This is a genomic window from Bacillus sp. 0209A, from assembly GCF_036765095.1.
Classification (GTDB): domain Bacteria; phylum Bacillota; class Bacilli; order Bacillales; family Bacillaceae; genus Bacillus; species Bacillus subtilis_G.
In genome coordinates this window covers 408,350-429,143 of sequence record NZ_JBAIZV010000003.1, presented here as the reverse complement: position 1 = coordinate 429,143, position 20,794 = coordinate 408,350, and the positions used below count along the sequence as shown (strand labels likewise).

Annotated in this window: 28 protein-coding genes and 1 tRNA gene; 24 read left to right on the top strand and 5 right to left on the bottom strand. The window is 41.8% G+C overall.

From position 1 onward, the window contains the following. Positions 1 to 79 precede the first annotated feature (79 nt). The 9 genes from V6D44_RS12940 (at position 80) to V6D44_RS12900 (ending at position 8,481) form a co-directional block, all read left to right on the top strand. Positions 80 to 643, top strand: coding sequence for a 5-formyltetrahydrofolate cyclo-ligase (locus V6D44_RS12940; protein ID WP_087990720.1), 564 nt, complete (start codon positions 80 to 82; stop codon positions 641 to 643). Between the two features lie 67 nt (positions 644 to 710). Then, positions 711 to 884, top strand: a complete 174-nt coding sequence (locus tag V6D44_RS12935) for a hypothetical protein (RefSeq protein WP_087990719.1) — start codon at positions 711 to 713, stop codon at positions 882 to 884. Between the two features lie 88 nt (positions 885 to 972). Further along, on the top strand, positions 973 to 2,499 hold the full coding sequence (gene yqgP / locus V6D44_RS12930) for a rhomboid protease YqgP (RefSeq protein ID WP_333516570.1): 1,527 nt from the start codon (positions 973 to 975) through the stop codon (positions 2,497 to 2,499). Between the two features lie 110 nt (positions 2,500 to 2,609). After that, complete coding sequence (locus V6D44_RS12925) at positions 2,610 to 2,813, top strand: YqgQ family protein (protein WP_087990717.1); 204 nt, start codon at positions 2,610 to 2,612, stop codon at positions 2,811 to 2,813. Positions 2,814 to 2,830: 17 nt separating this feature from the next. Further along, positions 2,831 to 3,796, top strand: a complete 966-nt coding sequence (gene glcK / locus V6D44_RS12920; RefSeq protein WP_087990716.1) for a glucose kinase GlcK — start codon at positions 2,831 to 2,833, stop codon at positions 3,794 to 3,796. A 115-nt stretch (positions 3,797 to 3,911) separates the two neighbouring features. After that, complete coding sequence (locus V6D44_RS12915; RefSeq protein WP_087990715.1) at positions 3,912 to 5,828, top strand: LTA synthase family protein; 1,917 nt, start codon at positions 3,912 to 3,914, stop codon at positions 5,826 to 5,828. A gap of 81 nt (positions 5,829 to 5,909) precedes the next feature. Continuing rightward, positions 5,910 to 7,040, top strand: a complete 1,131-nt coding sequence (locus tag V6D44_RS12910; protein WP_333516675.1) for a M14 family metallopeptidase — start codon at positions 5,910 to 5,912, stop codon at positions 7,038 to 7,040. Positions 7,041 to 7,108: 68 nt separating this feature from the next. Further along, a complete protein-coding gene (locus V6D44_RS12905) occupies positions 7,109 to 8,164 on the top strand; it encodes a hypothetical protein (protein ID WP_202327178.1) in 1,056 nt (351 codons plus the stop codon). 2 nt (positions 8,165 to 8,166) lie between these two features. Then, entirely contained in the window at positions 8,167 to 8,481 is a 315-nt protein-coding gene (locus tag V6D44_RS12900; RefSeq protein ID WP_202327181.1) for an MTH1187 family thiamine-binding protein, read from the top strand. A 31-nt stretch (positions 8,482 to 8,512) separates the two neighbouring features. Here the strand turns inward: V6D44_RS12900 and V6D44_RS12895 are convergent, their stop codons facing one another. Beyond that, positions 8,513 to 8,686, bottom strand: a complete 174-nt coding sequence (locus tag V6D44_RS12895; RefSeq protein WP_202327183.1) for a DUF2759 domain-containing protein — start codon at positions 8,684 to 8,686, stop codon at positions 8,513 to 8,515. A 155-nt stretch (positions 8,687 to 8,841) separates the two neighbouring features. Here V6D44_RS12895 and V6D44_RS12890 point away from each other — a divergent pair, with 155 nt between their 5' ends. Next, a complete protein-coding gene (locus tag V6D44_RS12890; protein WP_333516569.1) occupies positions 8,842 to 9,477 on the top strand; it encodes an MBL fold metallo-hydrolase in 636 nt (211 codons plus the stop codon). 39 nt (positions 9,478 to 9,516) lie between these two features. Here V6D44_RS12890 and V6D44_RS12885 read toward each other — a convergent pair whose 3' ends face one another. Further along, positions 9,517 to 9,762, bottom strand: coding sequence for a DUF2626 domain-containing protein (locus V6D44_RS12885; protein WP_003226300.1), 246 nt, complete (start codon positions 9,760 to 9,762; stop codon positions 9,517 to 9,519). Positions 9,763 to 9,993: 231 nt separating this feature from the next. On the opposite strand from V6D44_RS12885, the gene mgsR reads away from it, so the two are divergent. Further along, on the top strand, positions 9,994 to 10,371 hold the full coding sequence (mgsR, locus tag V6D44_RS12880; RefSeq protein ID WP_087990709.1) for a transcriptional regulator MgsR: 378 nt from the start codon (positions 9,994 to 9,996) through the stop codon (positions 10,369 to 10,371). Between the two features lie 66 nt (positions 10,372 to 10,437). Here mgsR and V6D44_RS12875 read toward each other — a convergent pair. Continuing rightward, a tRNA-Gln gene (locus tag V6D44_RS12875) sits at positions 10,438 to 10,508 on the bottom strand. 88 nt (positions 10,509 to 10,596) lie between these two features. On the opposite strand from V6D44_RS12875, the gene V6D44_RS12870 reads away from it, so the two are divergent. Then, positions 10,597 to 11,436, top strand: a complete 840-nt coding sequence (locus V6D44_RS12870; RefSeq protein WP_087990708.1) for an STAS domain-containing protein — start codon at positions 10,597 to 10,599, stop codon at positions 11,434 to 11,436. Between the two features lie 59 nt (positions 11,437 to 11,495). On the opposite strand, the gene V6D44_RS12865 is transcribed toward V6D44_RS12870, so the two are convergent. Continuing rightward, positions 11,496 to 12,824, bottom strand: a complete 1,329-nt coding sequence (locus V6D44_RS12865; protein WP_087990707.1) for a hemolysin family protein — start codon at positions 12,822 to 12,824, stop codon at positions 11,496 to 11,498. A 143-nt stretch (positions 12,825 to 12,967) separates the two neighbouring features. Between V6D44_RS12865 and V6D44_RS12860 the strand changes: the two genes are divergently transcribed. From V6D44_RS12860 to V6D44_RS12815, 10 genes are all read left to right on the top strand, one after another. Next, a complete protein-coding gene (locus V6D44_RS12860; protein ID WP_087990706.1) occupies positions 12,968 to 13,921 on the top strand; it encodes a magnesium transporter CorA family protein in 954 nt (317 codons plus the stop codon). Between the two features lie 62 nt (positions 13,922 to 13,983). After that, positions 13,984 to 14,394: a CBS domain-containing protein gene (locus V6D44_RS12855; RefSeq protein WP_087990705.1), complete on the top strand. Its 411-nt coding sequence runs from the start codon at positions 13,984 to 13,986 to the stop codon at positions 14,392 to 14,394. Positions 14,395 to 14,609: 215 nt separating this feature from the next. Beyond that, the gene (comGA, locus tag V6D44_RS12850; RefSeq protein ID WP_087990704.1) at positions 14,610 to 15,680 is read left to right on the top strand and encodes a competence protein ComGA; all 1,071 of its coding nucleotides are present in this window, start codon (positions 14,610 to 14,612) and stop codon (positions 15,678 to 15,680) included. After that, positions 15,667 to 16,704, top strand: coding sequence for a competence type IV pilus assembly protein ComGB (gene comGB, locus V6D44_RS12845; RefSeq protein ID WP_202327196.1), 1,038 nt, complete (start codon positions 15,667 to 15,669; stop codon positions 16,702 to 16,704). Before comGA ends, comGB begins: the two co-directional genes overlap by 14 nt. Positions 16,705 to 16,717: 13 nt before the next feature. Next, positions 16,718 to 17,014 (top strand): comG operon protein ComGC, encoded by a 297-nt coding sequence (comGC, locus tag V6D44_RS12840; protein WP_087990702.1) that lies wholly within the window; start codon positions 16,718 to 16,720, stop codon positions 17,012 to 17,014. Beyond that, positions 17,004 to 17,435: a competence type IV pilus minor pilin ComGD gene (gene comGD / locus V6D44_RS12835; RefSeq protein ID WP_087990701.1), complete on the top strand. Its 432-nt coding sequence runs from the start codon at positions 17,004 to 17,006 to the stop codon at positions 17,433 to 17,435. The genes comGC and comGD overlap by 11 nt, the downstream gene beginning before the upstream one ends. Further along, positions 17,419 to 17,766: a competence type IV pilus minor pilin ComGE gene (gene comGE, locus V6D44_RS12830; RefSeq protein ID WP_087990700.1), complete on the top strand. Its 348-nt coding sequence runs from the start codon at positions 17,419 to 17,421 to the stop codon at positions 17,764 to 17,766. The genes comGD and comGE overlap by 17 nt, the downstream gene beginning before the upstream one ends. Before the next feature lies 1 nt (position 17,767). Beyond that, positions 17,768 to 18,175, top strand: a complete 408-nt coding sequence (gene comGF / locus V6D44_RS12825; RefSeq protein WP_284690388.1) for a competence type IV pilus minor pilin ComGF — start codon at positions 17,768 to 17,770, stop codon at positions 18,173 to 18,175. After that, positions 18,176 to 18,550 carry a competence type IV pilus minor pilin ComGG gene (gene comGG, locus V6D44_RS12820; protein WP_202327198.1) on the top strand — a complete coding sequence of 125 codons (375 nt, stop codon included), beginning with the start codon at positions 18,176 to 18,178 and terminating at the stop codon, positions 18,548 to 18,550. A 68-nt stretch (positions 18,551 to 18,618) separates the two neighbouring features. After that, positions 18,619 to 18,798 (top strand): YqzE family protein, encoded by a 180-nt coding sequence (locus V6D44_RS12815; protein ID WP_087990697.1) that lies wholly within the window; start codon positions 18,619 to 18,621, stop codon positions 18,796 to 18,798. Positions 18,799 to 18,841: 43 nt separating this feature from the next. On the opposite strand, the gene V6D44_RS12810 is transcribed toward V6D44_RS12815, so the two are convergent. Continuing rightward, positions 18,842 to 19,171: a YqzG/YhdC family protein gene (locus V6D44_RS12810; protein ID WP_087990817.1), complete on the bottom strand. Its 330-nt coding sequence runs from the start codon at positions 19,169 to 19,171 to the stop codon at positions 18,842 to 18,844. Positions 19,172 to 19,432: 261 nt separating this feature from the next. Between V6D44_RS12810 and tapA the strand changes: the two genes are divergently transcribed. Both tapA and sipW read left to right on the top strand, forming a co-directional pair. Then, positions 19,433 to 20,194 (top strand): amyloid fiber anchoring/assembly protein TapA, encoded by a 762-nt coding sequence (gene tapA, locus V6D44_RS12805; RefSeq protein ID WP_202327199.1) that lies wholly within the window; start codon positions 19,433 to 19,435, stop codon positions 20,192 to 20,194. Beyond that, complete coding sequence (sipW, locus tag V6D44_RS12800; RefSeq protein WP_087990816.1) at positions 20,178 to 20,750, top strand: signal peptidase I SipW; 573 nt, start codon at positions 20,178 to 20,180, stop codon at positions 20,748 to 20,750. The genes tapA and sipW overlap by 17 nt, the downstream gene beginning before the upstream one ends. Positions 20,751 to 20,794 lie beyond the last annotated feature (44 nt).

The following is a 20,794-nucleotide window of genomic DNA, read 5'->3' as shown; positions in this document are numbered from 1 at the left end:
CTCAGCTGTTTGAGGTGTAAAAAAAGCCAGAGCTTTGAAAAAAGGTTCTGGCTTTTTTCTTTTCCGAGGGGGATGAGAGATGAAATCACAATTAAGAAAAAAGACGATGGAGGCACTATCTGCTGTATCAGATGAAGATCTACTTCAAAAAACAGCGCGTATGTACAAGCGTTTGTTTTCTCTGCCGGAGTGGCAAAATGCCAGCACCATTGCCGTCACCATCTCCAGAGGGCTGGAAATACCGACGCGTCCCGTCATTAAGCAGGCTTGGAAAGAAGGGAAACAAGTTTGTATTCCCAAATGCGACCCGAAATCGAAGAACATGCAATTCCGTACATATCAGACCGATGATCAGCTCGAAACCGTTTACGCCGGACTTCTTGAGCCGGTAATCGAAAAAACAAAAAAAGTGGAACCATCACAAATTGACTTGATAATCGTTCCGGGTGTTTGTTTCGATACTGACGGGTTTAGGGTCGGCTTTGGCGGCGGCTATTATGACCGTTTTTTAAGCGATTATGAAGGGAAGACAGTCTCTTTGCTTTTGGAGTGCCAGCTGTTTTCACACGTTCCCCGTCTGCCGCATGACATCCCGGTACATCAGCTGATAACAGAGGGTCGAATCGTTTTTTGTTGTCCCTAACGTTCCTGCTCCTTATTTAAGAATAAATAAAAAAGAATGACAAACCCTAATTGGCAGGAGGGATATGATGAAAAAACTTATGATTTATGCCATTTTCGCTGTTTCTGCCGTCATGTTTTATCAAAACCGCTACCGTCTTATGAATACCGTACTCAGCCAGCCGGGAATCAGGCGGTCTTTTATTCATTTATTTTTAAGAATTCCGTTTATCCGCAATAAGTTTATACAGCAAGCTTTCTAAAATCCCGTGAAAAACGGGATTTTTTGCTTTCGGTAGGCGTTCGGAGCATCAGCTGTTATAATGAAAAAAAACCATTGGAGCGGTAAACATGTATTTGCTGGAGTATACATATTGGAAAATTGCGGCGCACTTAGTGAATAGCGGGTATGGCGTCATACAAGCCGGTGAGTCAGATGAAATGTGGCTGGAAGCACCGGACAAGTCCTCTTATGATCTGGTTCGCCTATATAAACATGATATTGATTTTCGCCAGGAAATGGCAAGAGACATAGAAGAGCAGGCTGAACGAGTAGAACGAATCAGGGCGTCGATGGGCAATCGTCAGATGAAACTGCTGAATGTATTTTTTTCAGCGGAAGCCCCTGTTGATGACTGGGAAGAGATCGCCGAAAAGCCTTTTGAGAAGGGGCCTGTATCAGTTGAGCCGGCGATCGTGAGGAGAACGATGCTCCGTGATGATCTTCAAGCTGTTTTTCCATCATTTCCTGCGGAAGAATGCACAGAAGCCCGCGCTTCGTTTGAAGACGCGCAAATGGCGAGAGAACGCTTCCTTTCGCTAGTACTGAAACAAGAAGAACAGAGAAAAAATGAAGCGGCGGTTTTTCAAAACGGAAAACCAATCTTTACATATTTATTCATCGCGCTTCAGATCTTGATGTTTTTCTTGCTTGAATTAAACGGGGGCAGTACAAATACGGAGACGCTTGTCGCTTTTGGAGCAAAGGAAAACAGCCTGATTGCAGCTGGAGAATGGTGGCGGCTTTTGACACCGATTGTGCTTCACATCGGCATTGCGCATTTAGCGTTTAACACGCTGGCTTTATGGTCGGTCGGTACAGCGGTTGAGCGGATGTACGGATCGGGCAGATTTTTGCTGATTTATCTGGCTGCTGGCATCACGGGTTCGATCGCAAGCTTTGTGTTCAGCCCGTATCCTTCAGCAGGCGCTTCAGGAGCCATATTCGGATGCTTAGGTGCATTGCTGTATATAGCTTTGTCAAATCGGAAAATGTTTTTTAGAACGATCGGAACCAATATTATCGTCATTATTATCATCAATCTGGGCTTTGGTTTTGCGGTTTCGAATATTGATAATTCAGGACATATCGGCGGCTTGATTGGCGGTTTTTTCGCAGCCGCCGCACTAGGATTACCCAAAGCCCGAGCATTGGCAAGAAGATTATTGTCAGCGGTTTTGCTGCTTGCTTTGGCGGCCGGGTTTTTATACTACGGATTGCATTCGCCCTCCCATCAGGAGTCGGCGCTGATTCAGCAGGCGAGAGAGCTGAATCAGGAAGGAAAGTATAAAGAAGTAACGGAATTGCTGAACGGAGAAGCGGAGCAAAAAGATGCCTCTGTTGATCTATTGAAAATTCTGGCTGTTTCAGATATTCAAATCGGTGAATATGATCAGGCGATTTCCCTTTTGGAAAGAGCAGTGGAAAAAGAACCTAAAGACCATGACTCCTATTACTATTTAGCCTTGCTGTATGCGGAAAAAAATGAGCTTGGTCAAGCAGGGAAGGCTATCGAGTCGGCTGTAAACCTAGAGCCGAAGGAGCAGCGTTATAAAGAGCTGCAGCGACAAATAGAAAACAATAAAGAAGAATCATAAGGAATGGAATATGCCGGGGAGGGAGACTGGCTTTTTTGTCATTTCTTCTTGACCGGCTGCATCTATATGAATACGCTTATGATAGTTAAGATCAAGAATGGTGAGGAAAAATGAATACATTTTATGATGTGCAGCAGCTGTTAAAAACGTTTGGCCACATTGTTTATTTTGGAGACAGAGAGCTTGAAATAGAGTTTATGCTGGATGAATTAAAGGAATTATACATGAACCACATGATTGAGAAGGAGCAATGGGCCAAAGCGGCAGCTGTCCTTCGAAAAGAATTGGAACAAACAAAAAAACGAAAGATGTAAAGGCTAAGGTGATAAAAATGGACGAGATATGGTTTGCAGGCATTGATCTGGGAGGAACGACGATTAAACTCGCTTTTATTAATCAATATGGTGAAATTCAGCATAAGTGGGAAGTCCCGACTGATAAAACCGGCGATACCATTACCGTTGCGATTGCAAAAACAATCGACAGCAAGCTGGATGAGCTGCAAAAACCGAAGCATATCATTAAATACATCGGAATGGGCGCACCGGGTCCTGTAGATATGGCAGCCGGAGTCGTTTATGAAACAGTAAATCTGGGGTGGAAAAACTATGCTTTAAAGAACCATCTGGAGACAGAAACCGGCATCCCGGCTGTGATAGAAAACGACGCGAATATTGCTGCGCTCGGGGAAATGTGGAAGGGAGCGGGTGACGGCGCAAAAGACGTCATTCTCGTGACGCTTGGCACGGGAGTTGGCGGCGGTATCATTGTAAATGGTGAAATTGTACATGGCATAAATGGCGCCGGCGGGGAAATCGGCCATATTTGCAGCATTCCTGAAGGCGGAGCGCCTTGCAACTGCGGAAAGACGGGCTGTATCGAAACAATAGCGTCCGCAACCGGAATTGTAAGAATTGCAAAAGAGAAAATTGCAGATGCTAAACAGACGACACGTTTACAAGCATCTGAACAATTGTCAGCGAGGGATGTATTTGAAGCGGCGGATGAAAATGACGAAATTGCCCTGGAAGTCATTGATTATGTATCCGAACACCTTGGTTTGGTGCTCGGAAATTTGGCAAGCTCGCTTAATCCGTCAAAAATCGTTCTGGGCGGCGGCGTTTCGAGAGCTGGAGAACTGCTGAGATCAAAAGTCGAGAAAACATTCCGCAAATGCGCGTTTCCACGGGCGGCAGAAGCGGCTGATATTTCAATTGCCACACTTGGAAATGATGCCGGCGTTATCGGCGGCGCTTGGATCGCTAAAAACGAATGGATGAAACACCAAAATTGTTAAAATTGTATAAATGAAATTGATTTTTTGTTATGTTCAGGTTAAGATTTAAATTAATGTGATAATGAGAATGTTAGGAATAGACTGATTTTTCGAGCGTGCTGCATAGGAGGTTGAAATGCGAAAAACGTTTTTTTCGAAGTTTTCATTTATGCTGATTGCCATTTTATTGATGTGGCTGAAAACGTATGCTGTTTACAAAACCAGTTTTCATATTAAAATCGACAATCTAACGCAGGAATTTATTCTGTTTATCAACCCATTGAGCTTTTTGCTGTTCATTTTTGGCTTCAGCCTGTTTTTAAAAGGCAAAAACAGAAATCGTTACATGATTGCGATGAGCTGTCTTGTCACATTTGTATTGCTGGCAAATATGGTTTTTTACCGTTTTTACAATGATTTCTTAACGATTCCTGTTCTTTTTCAAACGAGCAATATGGGTGATCTCGGAAGCAGCATCGGAACACTTCTAGAGCCGACAGACCTTCTATTGGCTGTAGATATTGTGGTTTTAATATGGCTTCACATTGGGCAAAAAGCTTTTCAATCGGACATTCCCTCCACGAAAAATGAACGGGCGGCATATTTTCTGTTTGTTGCTTCTGTTTATTTCTTCAATTTGGGCTTGTCTGAAGCAGAAAGACCTCAGCTATTGACACGTTCATTTGACAGAGAAATGCTTGTTAAAAACATCAGTTTGTTTAATTTTCATATTTACGACGGTGTTCTTCAGTCGAAGCAGTCTGCACAAAGAGCCTTGGCTGACAGCAACAGCCTGACGGAAATTGAAAACTACGTAACCGCTAATGCGAAAGACGCCAACAAAAGTTTATTCGGCGCTGCAAAAGGCAGGAACGTCATTCTCGTATCCTTAGAGTCGACGCAAAGCTTTGTGGTCAATGAAAAGGTGAATGGAAAAGAAATCACGCCTTTTCTGAATGACTTTATAAAACAGAGCTACAATTTCAATAATGTTTACCACCAAACCGGTCAGGGAAAAACATCGGATTCTGAATTTATCGTGGACAATTCACTGTATCCGCTTGGACGAGGTGCCGTGTTTTTTACAAATGCAGGAAACGAATACAGAGCCGCACCTGAGATTCTGAAAAACAGCGGTTACTATTCAGCTGTCCTTCACGCTAATAATAAAAGCTTTTGGAATCGTGATTTAATGTATGAATCGCTTGGATATGATTCTTTTTTAGATAGTAATGCCTATGATGTAAATGACAAAAATTCAGTCGGCTGGGGACTGAAGGACAAAGAATTTTTTGAGCAATCTTCAGAGCTGATGAAAAATCTGCCTCAGCCGTTTTATTCGAGGTTGATCACACTGACGAACCACTTCCCGTTTGATCTTGATGAAGAGGACAAATTGATTGATCGATATGATTCAAGCAGCCAGACGCTAAATAAATACTTCCCGACCGTACGCTATCAGGATGAGGCGCTGAAACGGTTTATCGAAAAGCTGAGAGAAGACGGATTATACGACAACTCTATTATCATATTATACGGTGACCATTATGGTATATCGGAAAACCATAATGAAGCGATGGGGCAATTTTTAGGGAAAGAGATTACACCATTTGAAGAAGTACAGCTCCAAAAGGTGCCGCTTGTCATTCATATTCCCGGTATTACTGATAAAAAGCCGCAAACCATTGAAACAGTAGGCGGACAAATTGATATCAGGCCGACGCTGATGAATCTTTTAGGGATTGAAACGAAAGATCAAATTCAATTTGGCAACGATCTGCTTTCAGAGGAAAAAATGGACTTTACAGTGCTCCGGGACGGGAGTTTTATCACGGATCAGGTTGTATATACTGACGGTGTTTGTTATGACAAAGAGACCGGTAAGCCGCTAAAAGAGGCAAAACAATGTGAAGCATTTGCTGATAAAGCGAAACAGGAGCTGTCACTTTCTGATGAAATCATCTATGGTGATTTGTTGCGTTTTTATGATCAGAAAAGGCTGGACCATTCGTCAAAACGAAAAGAAAAACAAATGATCGATCAGGCATCGTAATCACAATGTCTCCCCCAACAAAGTGGCGGGAGGCTTTCTTTTTTTAAACACGCTGTCATATAGTAACAAAAAAGGGGGATGATGATGGCGTTTATTACGGTGAAACCTGAGATCAAGCACAACTTGACCAGAGTGGCGAGAGAACTGAAGATAGACGAGGAACTGCTTAAAAGCGCAAATCGCACCGGACAGAAGCACCAATTGTATTGTCCTGGTTATTTGATTGAAGAGAATAACGATAAGGAGCTTCAAACCATTCAGGAGATCAAGAGCTTTTTACAGCCTCGAGAGCTTGATCTTTCTGATAACTGGATAGAGCAAGGAAAAATCTATGATGATGCAGGTGTTGAAAAGGAAGTAAAGAAGATTATTGATGTATTTCCCTTTGTTTCATGCCGAAAAATTGGCCGTTCTGTACTTGGCAGACCAATCTGGGAGCTGAAGGCAGGTGGAGAGCATGCTGTAAAAAAGGTTCATATGAACGCCTCGTTTCATGCGAATGAGTGGATCACCACGTCTGTCCTGCTAAAATGGTTTAAGGAATACTGCATGTCATTATGCTGCAACTCGCCTTTCTTCGGCTTTTCTCCCATGAAGCTGTTCAGCAGCACATCTCTGTCTCTCGTTCCTCTTGTTAATCCGGATGGCGTTGATCTTGTCTTGAATGGATCAGAAGGCATGGGAACCAGGAAAGAAGAGCTCGAACGGCTAAATGGCCATCGTCCGAATTTTAATGAATGGAAGGCAAACATAAACGGAGTTGATTTAAATAAACAATTTCCGTCATTATGGGAAATTGAGAAACACCGCAAACCGACAGCACCGACCTACCGCGATTTTCCGGGAATCACTCCGCTTACGGAACCGGAATCCATCGCGATGTACCGTCTGATAACGGAGAATCCACCTGACAGACTGCTGGCCCTCCATACTCAGGGAGAAGAAATTTATTGGGGCTACAAAGGCCTTGAACCTGAAGAATCTGTTGCAGTCATAAAGGATTTTGAGAAGTTAAGCGGGAACATTTATAAAGGGATAAGGGATATAGATAGCTATGCGGGATTTCGCGATTGGTTTATTCACTATTATTTTAAAGAAGGATATACGGTGGAACTTGGAAAAGGTCAAAATCCTTTGCCGTTTCAGCAGTTTTCACATATTTATAATGCGACAAACGGCATTTTGTGGAGGTCGCTATTTTTTCATGAGTAACTGAAAACTTTTTCTTTTTTCTGCCGCAGCAAATATGCGACAATAAAGATGATCGGAGGGGAAGGCTGATGAGATCAGTTTGTTTCATTCTGCTGTCGGCTTTGCTGTTTAGTTTAACGGCATGCGAACCATCTCATCAGCAGCAAAAACAAACATCGGCGGCAAAAGATGAGGAAAAAGACATCATTCCGCTTTCCGCGGAAAAAGCGGATGGAGCTGAAGGATGGCTGAATAACAGCACAATTTTATATACCGCGTCCGATCCGACGAAAACAGAGCTTTTTTCGTACCGCATCTATACCGGCAAAGCGAAAAAGCTTTATCGGACGGATGGCCAAATCGTTGATGTTCAAATCAATCCGAAAAAGCAGATGATTCTGCTGCAAGTTACGCACAGCCAAAAGACAGCAGTGGTTTTGCTTAATGCAAAAGGAGAGACGCTTTACCAAAAAGAATATGAAACGTATGAGCTCGAGGCTGCTTGGAACCAGTATGATCCTTATCAAATGATGGTTACGGTCTTCTCTGAAAACTGGGATTTCCATACATATCAGGTGAATGCCAAAAAAGACGAGTCTTCCTTAAGTCCGGTACAGGTTCCATTTATTCATTGGACATCCAAAAATACATTTGGTTATGTAAAAGAGGGAAGAGAGGATAAGTCAGGGCCTTTATATACATTCGATACGGCCTCCAATACGGAAGAAAAGCTCGAGGATGATGTTCTTTTCTTTGATTCTTTCCATCAAATGAGTTTTACTGTCAAATCAGCTTCCGGACAAAAAGGGACGTATCAGTTTAATACGCCGCAAACAAAATCGCCAGTTACAGCGGAATGGCCGCTCCAAACAAAATATACAAATTTGGCTCCGATGGAGTATGATTATGATGAAGCAAAAGCTCTTTTTTATACGTTTAAAGAAAGCGGCGATTCATATAAGCTCGCAGCTGTCAATGTGGCATCGGGAAAGGCAAACGATCTTTTCTCCCTGCCGAAAATGGAGCCGATACAAATTTCTCCGAACGGGAAATATGCGTTATACGGCTTTCATTTTGAGCAGATCATTTTATTGGAATCACATGAAATGAAGCAACTCATCATTGATCAAAAGGAGATGGAATAACGATGGCTATCGCAGATGTAACCATTATCCCAATCGGAACGGAAACACCTAGTGTGAGTGATTACGTGGCCGATGTCCAAAAAATTTTAGAAAAATATCAAGCTGAAGGGAAAATCAAATACCAGCTGACACCGATGAACACGCTGATCGAGGGAGAACTCAGTGACCTTTTCACAGTTATTCAGGAAATTCACGAAGCACCGTTTCAAAAAGGGCTGCACAGAGTGGCAACAAACATCCGAATTGATGACAGACGTGACAAAAAAACGACGCTTGAAAGCAAAATAGAAAGTGTCAATAAACGATTACAGCAATAAAAACAAACCTGTATCCAATGGGATACAGGTTTTAATGCGCGGTTGGATAGCCGCTGTTTATCACGGTCATCACCGTAAACCAGCCAAAGACAAATAAGGTGGCTCCGGCCATTAAAAATCCAAGTATATTTCTATTTTTAACAGAACGCAAGACTCCCCATAAAGCGAAAAGAGCGACAAGGCCGAAAATCACGACAAGTAACATTACGCAGCCCCCTTTACATTGAAAAACCTGCAATTCTTTCCATTTTTATTCTACCTGTTTTTTAGAGGTTTGTCGATAGCGTTTTCATTGCGATTGTTTGAATCTTTTTTCAAAAACCCTCATAATAGGAGCATAAAAAGAAAGAGGTGATCATAGTGAAATGGAGACGAATGCCAGTTGGGCCGATTCAAGCGAACGCATATTTTCTCATCAATGATGATCAATGCCTGATTTTTGATCCGGGCGGAGAAGGAAATAAAATCAATCAATACATAAAAGATAACGGGCTGACGCCTTTAGCCATTTTGCTTACACATGCCCATTTCGACCATATTGGAGCGCTGGATGAAGTGAGAGAAAAATGGGATATCCCTGTTTACCTGCATCAGAATGAAAAGAATTGGCTTACGGATGCCTCTTTAAACGGCTCCGGCATGCTGAGAGGGATAGAAATCACAGCTAAGCCTGCAGATCATCTGATTGAAGGAGACGGTGAGCTCAATATCGGACCATTTCATTTGGAAACATTATTTACGCCGGGACATTCGCCAGGCAGTGTTTCTTACTACGTGAAGGATGCAGACTTGGTAATCTCCGGAGATGTCCTGTTTCAAGGCGGCATAGGGCGTACGGATTTGATAGGCGGCGATCAAGAGACGCTGCTGACGTCCATTCATGAAAAACTGCTTACGCTGCCGGAGCACACGCTGGTGTTAAGCGGCCATGGCCCTGAAACAGACGTGCAGAATGAGCAGGATCAAAATCCGTTTTTAAATGGGTTTTCATTGTAATAAAAGAGACAAACCGATAAGGTTTGTCTCTTTTTGCATTTAATGGCCTCCGCCGCCGGGCACCATAATAAAAATTGAGTAATATGTAAAGCCGGCAAAGAAAATCGTTAAATAAGCGCCAAAAATATAAATATACATGCGTTCAGTTAAGTTCAAATACGATAGAAATACAAATAGGATCGTCTGTCCAAAAAATAATAGGGAAGCATCTTTCATATCACCCAAATAAAACATGACTGCAAAAATTCCCGTCCAAAATCCTAACACCCGGAACATGCGATTCATTTTTATCCCCTCCCGAGAGTACCTCTGACTGTTATTATAATAGATCACACCTAGAAATGTAAACATTTTCATTATTGTTATACAAATGGAATTTGTTCCTTTGATTGCGTTTTCTATTATATGGCTGTTTTTTTAAAAATAAGCCGAAAAAAAGTTCTTTAAATGGTTTAAATAAAAAATGATCCGGGTAGTTATTCTACAAAGAGATGGTTAACTAGGAGGAAAAAACGAATGGAACAATTAATTTTTTACTCATATCCAAGCTGCACGTCATGCCGAAAAACAAAACATTGGCTTAAAGCGCATCAAATTGAATTTAACGAACGGCACTTATTCAGAGAAACCCCGACAATAGAAGAATTAAGGTACATTTTATCGTTAACGACAGAAGGTATTGATGAAATTTTAGCGACAAGAAGCCAGACCTTCAAAGATTTAAATCTAAACATCGAAGAGATGACGGTAAATGAGGTGTTGGAACTTTTAATCGAGAAGCCGAAGCTTTTGCGACGTCCGATTCTTGTGGACAACAAAAAGCTGGTGATCGGTTATAATCCGGGAGAACTGTTGAAGCTATCGAAGAAAAAAACGGTTCATCAATCTGCATGATGAAAAACCGAAGATCCGCTGATTTTTATGAATCAGCTTATCTTCGGTTTTTCACCTGTTCAGAAACTGGGCTAGCTGGATTCGAACCAACGATCACGGAGTCAAAGTCCATTGCCTTACCGCTTGGCTATAGCCCATCGAATGTAAACATAGTATGTGCTGAGGAAGACGCATTATACATAGGAAACATATATTTTTCAAAAAAACAGGAGGTAGCTCATTAAGATGATAGCTCTTGATCAGTATTTAAGAGAGCACAAAGAAGATATTATCAAACAATGGCTGGAAACTTGCATGTCAAAAGGAAGTGGGCTGCATTCCGCTCAAGATCAAAAGAAATTAGAACAAAAGTTAAAAGACCAGCATGAATCATTAGTGACCATCGTGGCGAAACCCCTTAGTAAAGCAGAAGACGTAAAGGATGAGCTCAATCGATGGTCTCTTCAATGCGCCAGAGACCGTGCCGTTCATGAAGTGACTGTAACAGAAAGTGTCGGCCAACTTAACGCCTTCAGGCACATCATGTTTAAATGGATTCAGACATTCAGCGAAGCCTCTTCTCAAGAAATCAGCATTCAGGACATTTATGAGTGGAGCCGGATCTTGAATCAAACCATTGATGAGATCATCGAAGTGTTTACTGAAGAATATTCCCAGGTCACGATGATACAATTAAACGCACAAAAAGAAATGATTAATGAATTGAGTGCGCCGATTATGCCGATCTCTGAGGGGATAGGGATTCTTCCGCTTGTCGGTGAAATTGATACGTACAGAGCGAGGACGATTTTGGAGTCGGTGCTGCATCAGTGCTCAGCGTTAAAACTCTCCTATTTATTTTTAGATATTTCGGGCGTTCCCATCGTCGATACAATGGTGGCTTATCAAATTTTTAAAGTGATTGACAGCACCAAACTACTCGGAATTGAGACGATTATTTCAGGAATCAGGCCAGAAATTGCTCAAACTGTGGTGAAGCTGGGTCTGGATTTTTCGAATGTAAAAACCGAGCAAAGTCTTGCTAAAGCCCTGGCCAATAAAGGATTTAAGATAGAAGAATCATAATACCCTGAACAATCACAACCATGTTCATTCTGGAAAAAAGCTGGACAGCCTCCCGTGGGCTATTCAGCTTTTTTAACTTCTATGAATAAAATGTGATGGCTGTCAATGTCTTTTACCTTAAAAGAGTAGCCATCATATTCAATCACACTTTCAGCCTCGGCGTCTATGTTTTGTGTCAGAAACCAGCCGCCCAAGGTGTCCACTTCAGCTTCTGATAAATCTGTTCCAAGCAGGTTGTTTACATCGCTGATTAATAACTTTGCATTTAATAAGTAGTGATTCTTTCCGAGCTCGCGGATATGAGGCACCTCATCCTCGTCAAATTCATCGCGGATTTCTCCTACAATTTCTTCGATAATATCCTCGACAGTGACCAAACCGGAAGTTCCGCCATATTCATCAATGAGAATCGCCATATGGGTGCGTTCCTTTTGCATTTTCAGCAGTAATTTATAAATAGGAATTGTCTCAATAACATGGATAACGGGCTGAATGAAAGGTTCAATATGCTGCTTGTTCAGTGAAAAATCTTTCGCCAGCATTGAAAACAGCACTTCTTTCATATTGATTACGCCCATAACGTTATCTTTATCCTCTCTTACAACTGGGTACCGTGTATATTTTGTTTGCTTCACTGTTTCCTGCAGACTTGGGATTGAGTCTTCATCAAGTGACAAACTGACCATTTCATTTCGCGGCACCATGATTTCCTTAGCCATTCGTTTATCGAAGGTGAAGATATTATCCATATACCTTAATTCACTTTTTCTGATTTCACCGCTTTTATAGCTTTCAGCTAAAAGAACCCGCAGTTCTTCCTCTGTATACGCCAGTTCATGCTCTGATGCCGGCTTCAGCCCAAACAACCCTGTAATCAACCGGGCAGAGTGGTTCAGCAGCCAAATGAATGGAAACATGATTTTATAAAACCAAATAAGCGGTTTGGCAAGCATCAATGTAATGCTTTCTGCTTTTTGAATGGCGAAGCTCTTTGGCGCCAGCTCCCCTATGACGACATTTAAATACGTCACCGCTAAAAAGGCAATGACAAGTGAAAGAAGGTGGGTGAGCGACTCATTCAAGCCTGCTTTATGAAAAAGGGGACGAAGCAAGGTTTGCACGGTCGGTTCCCCCAGCCAGCCCAATCCTAAAGCTGCCACTGTGATGCCCAGCTGGCAGGCTGATAAATATTCATCAAGGTGAGTGATGACATGCTTTGCTGCTTTAGCGCCTTTCTTTCCTTTTGCGACAAGCTGATCAATTCTGGAACGCCGCACTTTTACGATTGAAAATTCTGCGGCAACAAAAAATCCTGTTAACAAAATGAGAATAGCGACTGCTAGTAAATTGACAAATTCCAAAACAACTGCCTTCTCCAAGGAAGGCATGCACCTCCCTTTTCCGATGTCTTTCTTTTTTCCATACCACAGGAAAATGCTCACAAAACATGTGTTGAAGCGGCTGACTGGTTTAGCGAGGCCTTTCTTGGGCAATTAAAGAACAAAAGAATAAAAGTTTGGAGGAGCTTGACATGAAGGCACATACGGGAAAGGATTGGTTTTGGTACCAAATGGGGCCTCAGGAAAGAGATAAGGCAAGAGATCTGATCCATTTTTCTCACTGGCCTCAATGCGAAAAGTGGTTTGAAAATAACCATCATATTAACTTTTTGCGTGTGGACACAACTGAAACGGAAAATGAAGCAGTATTTGGCTCAATTATATATGATCAGGGGCTGGGTGAGGAAAAAGACCATACCGTTTTTCACTTTTATATTACCAGACAATATTTTTTTACAATAAACTTTGATTTTTCGATTTTGAATGGGATTAAGGGAAAACAAGTTGTCCAGCAAATGGAAAGAGCAGATAGCACCATGGAGGGATTTTTGATCCTTCTCAGCGAGTTAATGAATGCGTATCTAATCGGTTTAGATGAATTTGAAGTAAAGCTGAGAAAGCTCAGATGGCAAATCAAAGACGACAATAGCAAAAGCATTTTAAACCGTGTCCATCTCTTGCACCATGAGCTGATGATCTGGAAAAACTTAATCCTAAACACTAAAAAAATTGAAATGGCATTGAAAGAAACCTTCTTGTCTCAACATGAAGATAAAAAGGTTTATCAGCGGACACAACTCAAAATTGACAGGGGGTTTACATACATCAGTGAATTTGAAGGGGAGCTTAATAGTCTGCTGCATTCAGAGGAAGTCATTACCTCTCACAGGGGAAATGAAATATTCAAAGCGCTGACCATTTTCACGACGCTTTTTACGCCGGTTACAGCACTTGGGGCCCTCTGGGGGATGAACTTTTCAGTGATGCCTGAGCTGAATTGGAAATACGGATATCTCTTATCGCTCTTATTGATTGGCACGTCTACGGTCCTGATCTACCTCTATTTGAAGAAGAAAGGCTGGACGGGAGATATGCTGCAGGAGGGAAAGAAGAAAAAGAAATCTCAAAAAAGGCAGACACTGTAGGATGTTTCATTTTTTGTGCAGCGGATAAAAAATAAATAGAACACGGTAAAGGAGGAATGGAAATGAAAATAAGAGATATTATGACGAAGAATGTAGAATGCTGTGAACCAACCGCTTCAATCACAGAACTAGCGAAACAGATGAAAGACTCTAATGTCGGTTCTATTCCAATCTGTGAAAACGACACACTTAAGGGGATTGTTTCTGATCGGGATATTGTGACGAGATGCTTAGCTGAGAATCAGATGGATGCAAAAGCAAGAGACATCATGAGCGCTGACATCGTATCCGGCCACCCTGATATGTCTGCTGAAGAAGCGAGTCAGCTTATGGCAGAGCACCAAATCCGCCGTTTACCGATTCTTCAAAACGAACGAATTGCCGGTATTGTTGCATTAGGCGATCTTTCCGTTGAGAAAAATACAGACCAAAAAGCCGGAGAAGCATTAAGTGAAATTTCTAAATCAGCATAATGAAAGATAGAGGAAAGCAGGCATGATGGTCATCATGCCTGCTTTTTTATTAAGAAAAATAATAAAATCAAGGAGGAACATTCAGCTGAAACAATCTTTTCTGTCAGCAGAAATTGATTTTTCGGCATATAACATCTCCGGAAAATCACTTTTTCTCCGTTTGATTACCAGTCCTTATTTTTCTACAATACGCATTGAAAGGAGAGGGAATCAAATTGGATTCAATAGAAACGATAAGCAGAACCTTGATTGAAGAGGCGTATTCAACAAAGGCTTCTGACATTCACATTGTGCCGAGGGAGCAGGACGCCATCATTCATTTTCGGGTAGATCACGCCTTGCTGAAAAAAAGGAACATGAAAAAAGAAGAGTGCGTAAGACTGATTTCACATTTTAAATTTCTCTCAGCGATGGACATAGGGGAAAGGAGAAAGCCGCAAAATGGTTCGCTTACGTTAAAACTGGGAAAGGGAAATGTTCATTTAAGAATGTCAACACTTCCCACTATTAATGAAGAAAGCCTCGTGATCAGAGTGATGCCTCAATACAATATCCCATCAATTCATAAACTGTCGTTATTTCCTAAGACAGGAGCCACTTTACTCTCATTTTTAAAACATTCTCACGGCATGCTCATTTTTACCGGGCCAACTGGCTCAGGGAAGACCACCACATTATACTCTCTCGTTCAATATGCAAAAAAACACTTTAATCGAAATATTGTCACACTGGAAGACCCTGTTGAAACAAGGGACGAGGATGTTCTTCAGGTGCAGGTGAATGAAAAAGCCGGTGTGACATATTCGGCAGGGCTTAAGGCTATTTTGCGCCATGACCCGGATATGATTATTTTAGGTGAGATCAGAGACGCGGAAACAGCTGAAATTGCCGTGCGAGCAGCGATGACGGGGCATTTGGTGCTGACGAGCCTTCATACGAGAGATGCGAAGGGCGCGATTTACAGGCTGCTTGAATTCGGCATCAATATGAATGAAATCGAACAGACCGTCATTGCGATAGCGGCTCAGCGCTTGGTTGATTTAGCTTGCCCGTTTTGTGAAAACAGATGTTCATCGGTATATTGCCACCAGTCTCGAAACACCAGAAGAGTAAGCGTTTATGAGCTGCTTTACGGAAAAAACCTTCAGCAGTGTATTCAGGAGGCAAAAGGCAATCATGCAAATTACCAATATCAAACACTGCGTCAAATTATCAGAAAAGGAATTGCACTTGGCTACTTGACGACAAACAACTATGACCGGTGGGTTTATCATGAAACAGATTAGAAAAACTTGGCCGCTAAAGGATCAAGCCTTGTTATTAAAGCGGCTTGGTGAAATGATGGCGGGCGGATATACGCTTCTGGATGGATTACGCCTGATGGAGCTTCAGATGAATAAGAGGCAGGTGGCCGACTTGGCTGACGCGGTCACTCATTTGAGGGAAGGGGCTCCGTTTTATCAAGTATTAAAGAGTTTGTCATTTCATAAGGAAGCCATAGGTATTTGTTATTTTGCTGTAACACATGGTGAATTGCCTGCTTCCATGATCCAGAGCGGAGAGCTGCTGGAACGAAAAATCGCACAGGCAGACCAGCTGAAAAGGGTGCTGCGCTATCCGCTTTTCCTCATCTTTACAGTCGCTGTCATGTTTTATATGTTACATTCCATCATCATTCCGCAGTTTTCCGGTATTTATCAATCGATGAATATGGAAACCTCACGTTCAACCGATATGCTTTTCGCTTGTTTTCAGCATAGTGATCTGATGGTCGTTTCGGCTGCTCTTTTTGCAGCAGGTATCGGGCTTTATTATTGGTTGGTGTTTAAGAAAAAGTCACCTGTCCGGCAAATGCTTATTTGTGTCAGGATACCTTTAGTTGGAAAACTTGTCAGGCTGTTTAACAGCTACTTTTTTTCTTTGCAGCTAAGCAGCCTTTTAAAATCAGGCCTCTCAATTTATGACAGCCTTAATGCATTTAAACATCAATCGTTTCTCCCTTTCTACCGCTGCGAGGCTGAGCAAGTGATTGAACGGTTAAAAGCTGGTGAATCTATTGAAGCCGCTATTTGTGACAGCCCTTTTTATGAAACAGATTTTTCAAAAGTCATATCTCACGGCCAGCTGAGCGGCCGCCTAGACAGGGAGCTTTTCACATACAGCCAGTTCATATTGCAGCGGCTGGAACACAAGGCGCAGAAATGGACAGGCATCCTTCAGCCTATGATTTATGGATTTGTTGCTGCGATGATCTTAATTGTGTATTTGTCTATGCTCTTGCCTATGTATCAGATGATGAATCAAATGTGAAAGGAAGAGGCCGATGAATGAGAAAGGATTCACTCTTGTTGAAATGCTAATTGTGCTCTTTATTATTTCAATCTTGCTTTTAATTACGATACCGAACGTCACGAAACATAATCAAACCATTCAGAAAAAGGGCTGTGAGGGCCTGCAAAACATGATTAAGGCACAAATGACTGCATATGAGCTCGATCATGAAGGACAGACACCGAGCCTTGCCGATTTACAGTCAGAGGGCTATGTGAAAAAGGATGCGGTTTGTCCAGATGGGAAGCATATTGTCATCACTGGCGGAGAAGTTAAGGTTGAACATTAAATTAAACGAGGAGGAGGGATTTACTCTTTTAGAAAGCTTACTTGTGTTAAGCCTCGCCTCTATCCTCTTGATTGCCGTGTTTACCGCACTTCCTCCTATTTATGGCAATACAGCGGTTCGTCAGGCGGCATGGCAGCTGAAAAACGATATTATGCTTGCACAGCAGACTGCAATGTCCAGTCATCAAAGAACGAAAATTCTCTTTCAGAGAAAAGACTATCAATTAATCATGGATAATACGGTGATTGAACGTCCCTATCCAACAGGACTTTCTATAGAGCCGCTGACATTAAAAGACCGTTTGGAATTTAATGAGAAAGGGCATCCGAATACAGGCGGAAAAATACGAGTAAAAGGACATGACGCTTACGACATAACAGTTTATTTAGGGAGCGGGAGAGTCAATGTGGAGAGAAAATAAAGGTTTTTCTACAATAGAAACAATGTCTGCGCTTAGTCTGTGGCTGTTTCTGCTGCTGACAGTCGTTCCCATGTGGAGCAAGCTGATAGCTGATGAAAAGATGGCGGAATCACGAGAAACCGGCTACCAGATAATGAATGAAAGCATTGGAAAATATATGATGACTGGTGAAAGAGATGCTTCAAAAACGGTTATAAAGAACAATAAGATCTATGCGCTGAAGTGGGAGGAGGAGGGTCATGATCAAAACGTATGCATCTCAGCAGCAGCTTATAAAGAAAAACCATTTTGCCTCAGCATTATGCGGACAGACTGGCTATACGCTTCTTAACATATTATTTTCGCTTTCTGTCTTTTTACTCATATCAGGATCGTTAGCTATGATCTTCCATCTGTTTTTGTCGCGCCAACAGGGATATGACGGTTTCACAGAGCAAGAATGGATGATTTCGGTGGAGCAGATGATGAACGAGTGCAAGCAGTCCCGCGCAGTCAAAACAACTGAGCATGGGAGCGTATTGATTTGCACCAATCTTTCCGGGCAAGACATCCGTTTTGAAACCTATCATTCAATGATAAGAAAAAGGGTAGATGGGAAAGGGCATGTTCCGATACTAGATCATATTACAGTCATGAAAGCCGATATTGAAAATGGAATGGTTTTGTTAAAAATTGAGAGTGAGAATCAAAAAGTGTATCAAACTGCTTTTCCGGTTTATCGGTATTTAGGAGGAGGGTGAATGTACCGCACGAGAGGGTTTGTTTATCCCGCTGTTCTTTTTGTATCCGCGCTTGTACTGCTGATCGTGAACTTTACTGCTGCTCAATATATTTCACGCTGCATGTTTGAAAAGGAAACAAAAGAGTTTTACACAGGAGAGAATTTACTTCAGAATGGCGCGCTTTTGTCTATTCGGCATATTCTTGAGCAACGGAAAGGCCAAAAGGGTTCACAGCAGTTTACATATGGGCAGGTTTCTTATGACATTCATGATACATCGATAAAAGAGCAAAAAGAAATCAATTTAAAAGCCATGACGGAGTCGGGAACAGAAAGAACTGCACAGCTAGTGTTTGATCAAAAACAGAAACAACTGCTGAGCTGGACAGAATAAAGCAAAGAAGGGTATAAAAAAAGTCCTGTGAGCCAACACTCATAATAATTGAATGATGAGGTGATCACGTGAAAACAAATGATTATGTCAAATACATGACTCAGCAATTTGTCAAATATATAGATACTCCGAAAGATGAACGAAAAGAACGAAAAGAGGTGCGGAAAGAAACAAAAACACCTGCCTCACAGCAGTGGTTCGGTATTTTACCCTATGGTTTCAGGTTATGGCTGAAGCGAAAAAAATAATTGCACTGCTATAGCGAATAAGGTCCTTCTAAAATGGAGGACCTTATTGATATTCTTCTAATATGGCAATTTTATTAACCTTTTGGCTATAGGGATTGAATGAAATCGTGACAAATACGCCGAATTCCTTTGATCCTTCTCTTAGGGTTAAATGGTATTGCTTCACTGCCTCATCTTTTCTTTTGCGGTCCCATACTTTTTGTTTGAACAGTACCTGTGCGAGCGGGTATCTTTTTTTTGCTTCTTTTACTGCAAGCTCTTCCCATTTAGATATGTGACGGGCGGCGGTCACAAGAGGCCCTTCTTCTGCGTGAGCGGCAGGGGTGCCGAAAACGAGAAGAGAAAGACAAATCACACACTGTTTGAACATTATGCTGTCACCCTTTCCTTGTTTATGATTTCCAAATCGAACTTGGATATGCATTTACTTTCTCACATAACAATCTAAAAATTTCAAAAAGATGAGCAATACTGAGTAAGACTTAGTAAGATGACGAAAATGTTCTCTTAAACGAACTAAAAGGTCGATTTTGGTGTTTTTCAATCCATTAAACGTTGACTATACTCAATTTGTGCAGTTCTTTAAAGAGAACGATTGTCGTATTAAGTTACAGTGTTTTACAGGAGGTAAGATATGTTTCGATTGTTCCGCAATCAGCAAAAGCCTAAGACGAAACTAAAAGTTCTGCTTTTTTTTCAGCTTTCAGTCATTTTCAGTCTGACTGCCGCGATATGCTTACAATTTTCCGGTGATACAAGCGCTGTTTTTCATGATATAGAAACATTTAATGCTTCGCTTCAAACATGTAAAGATTTTCAGCATACAGATAAAAACTGCCATTACGATAAACGTTGGGATCAAAGTGATTTGCATCTGTCAGATCAAACGGATACAAAAGGTACTGTATGCTCACCTCTCACTTTATTTGCTGAGCTTAAAAATACAGGTGAGAAACTGAAGAAATCAAAGTGGAAGTGGGAGCTTCATAAGCTGAAAAATGCCCGCAAACCGCTAAAGGATGGGAACGTGATCGAAAAAGGCTTCATTTCCAATCAAATTGGCGATTCACTTTATAAAATTGAGACGAAGAAAAAAATGAAACCCGGCATTTATGCATTTAAAGTATATCAACCGGCCGGCTATCCGGCAGACGGCAGTACATTTGAGTGGTCGGAGCCAATGACGCTTGCAAGGTGCGATGAAAAACCGACAGTCCCGAAAAAAGAAACGAAGCCTGCCGTCAAAAAGGAGAAGGAAACACCGCAAAAGGATGTGCAAGAAAAACCAAATAAAGAGGATGCATCTCAAGAAGCGGTAACGGAAGAAAAAGATACTCAATCAGTTGTGAAGGAAAGCGGGGATGAGAATGAAAAAAGCAATGAAGATGATCAGTAATATTCTCTACGTGATCATCTTTACTCTCATTATTGTACTTACGCTTGTCGTGATATCAACACGTTCATCCGGGGGAGAGCCGGCAGTGTTTGGATACACGCTGAAATCAGTTCTCTCGGGTTCAATGGAGCCCGAGTTCAACACAGGTTCTTTAATATTGGTCAAGGAAATCACCGATGTGAAAGAGCTCCAAAAGGGTGACGTCATTACATTTATGCAGGATGCAAATACGGCGGTCACCCACAGGATTGTTGACGTGACGAAGCAAGGAGGCCATTTGTTATTTAAAACAAAAGGGGACAATAACGCCGCAGCTGATTCAGCGCTAGTATCGGAAGAAAATATCCGCGCGCAATATACGGGTTTTCAGCTTCCGTATGCCGGCTATATGCTTCATTTTGCCAGTCAGCCAATCGGAACAGCTGTTTTACTGATTGTTCCCGGCGTGATGCTGCTGATGTATGCTTTTGTGACGATCACAAGCGCCATTAGAGAAATTGAAAGAAAGACAAAAGATTTGGAAACAGATACAAAGGACAGCACCATGTCCACTTAACTTCAGTTGTAAACCTGGCAACAGGTTTCGATATAAATCATTCA

Excerpts from the sequence above, each read along its gene's own strand:
- comGC (WP_087990702.1), top strand. The coding sequence starts at position 16,718 with ATGAATGAGAAAGGATTCACTCTTGTTGAAATGCTAATTGTGCTCTTT.
- V6D44_RS12925 (WP_087990717.1), top strand. The coding sequence starts at position 2,610 with ATGAATACATTTTATGATGTGCAGCAGCTGTTAAAAACGTTTGGCCAC.
- comGB (WP_202327196.1), top strand. The coding sequence starts at position 15,667 with ATGAAACAGATTAGAAAAACTTGGCCGCTAAAGGATCAAGCCTTGTTA.
- V6D44_RS12910 (WP_333516675.1), top strand. The coding sequence starts at position 5,910 with ATGATGGCGTTTATTACGGTGAAACCTGAGATCAAGCACAACTTGACC.
- yqgP (WP_333516570.1), top strand. The coding sequence starts at position 973 with ATGTATTTGCTGGAGTATACATATTGGAAAATTGCGGCGCACTTAGTG.
- V6D44_RS12915 (WP_087990715.1), top strand. The coding sequence starts at position 3,912 with ATGCGAAAAACGTTTTTTTCGAAGTTTTCATTTATGCTGATTGCCATT.
- V6D44_RS12935 (WP_087990719.1), top strand. The coding sequence starts at position 711 with ATGAAAAAACTTATGATTTATGCCATTTTCGCTGTTTCTGCCGTCATG.
- comGE (WP_087990700.1), top strand. The coding sequence starts at position 17,419 with ATGTGGAGAGAAAATAAAGGTTTTTCTACAATAGAAACAATGTCTGCG.
- sipW (WP_087990816.1), top strand. The coding sequence starts at position 20,178 with ATGAAGATGATCAGTAATATTCTCTACGTGATCATCTTTACTCTCATT.
- V6D44_RS12905 (WP_202327178.1), top strand. The coding sequence starts at position 7,109 with ATGAGATCAGTTTGTTTCATTCTGCTGTCGGCTTTGCTGTTTAGTTTA.
- tapA (WP_202327199.1), top strand. The coding sequence starts at position 19,433 with ATGTTTCGATTGTTCCGCAATCAGCAAAAGCCTAAGACGAAACTAAAA.
- glcK (WP_087990716.1), top strand. The coding sequence starts at position 2,831 with ATGGACGAGATATGGTTTGCAGGCATTGATCTGGGAGGAACGACGATT.
- V6D44_RS12870 (WP_087990708.1), top strand. The coding sequence starts at position 10,597 with ATGATAGCTCTTGATCAGTATTTAAGAGAGCACAAAGAAGATATTATC.
- V6D44_RS12885 (WP_003226300.1), bottom strand. The coding sequence starts at position 9,762 with ATGAATCGCATGTTCCGGGTGTTAGGATTTTGGACGGGAATTTTTGCA.
- mgsR (WP_087990709.1), top strand. The coding sequence starts at position 9,994 with ATGGAACAATTAATTTTTTACTCATATCCAAGCTGCACGTCATGCCGA.
- V6D44_RS12865 (WP_087990707.1), bottom strand. The coding sequence starts at position 12,824 with ATGCCTTCCTTGGAGAAGGCAGTTGTTTTGGAATTTGTCAATTTACTA.
- V6D44_RS12900 (WP_202327181.1), top strand. The coding sequence starts at position 8,167 with ATGGCTATCGCAGATGTAACCATTATCCCAATCGGAACGGAAACACCT.
- V6D44_RS12895 (WP_202327183.1), bottom strand. The coding sequence starts at position 8,686 with ATGTTACTTGTCGTGATTTTCGGCCTTGTCGCTCTTTTCGCTTTATGG.
- V6D44_RS12940 (WP_087990720.1), top strand. The coding sequence starts at position 80 with ATGAAATCACAATTAAGAAAAAAGACGATGGAGGCACTATCTGCTGTA.
- V6D44_RS12855 (WP_087990705.1), top strand. The coding sequence starts at position 13,984 with ATGAAAATAAGAGATATTATGACGAAGAATGTAGAATGCTGTGAACCA.
- comGG (WP_202327198.1), top strand. The coding sequence starts at position 18,176 with ATGTACCGCACGAGAGGGTTTGTTTATCCCGCTGTTCTTTTTGTATCC.
- V6D44_RS12860 (WP_087990706.1), top strand. The coding sequence starts at position 12,968 with ATGAAGGCACATACGGGAAAGGATTGGTTTTGGTACCAAATGGGGCCT.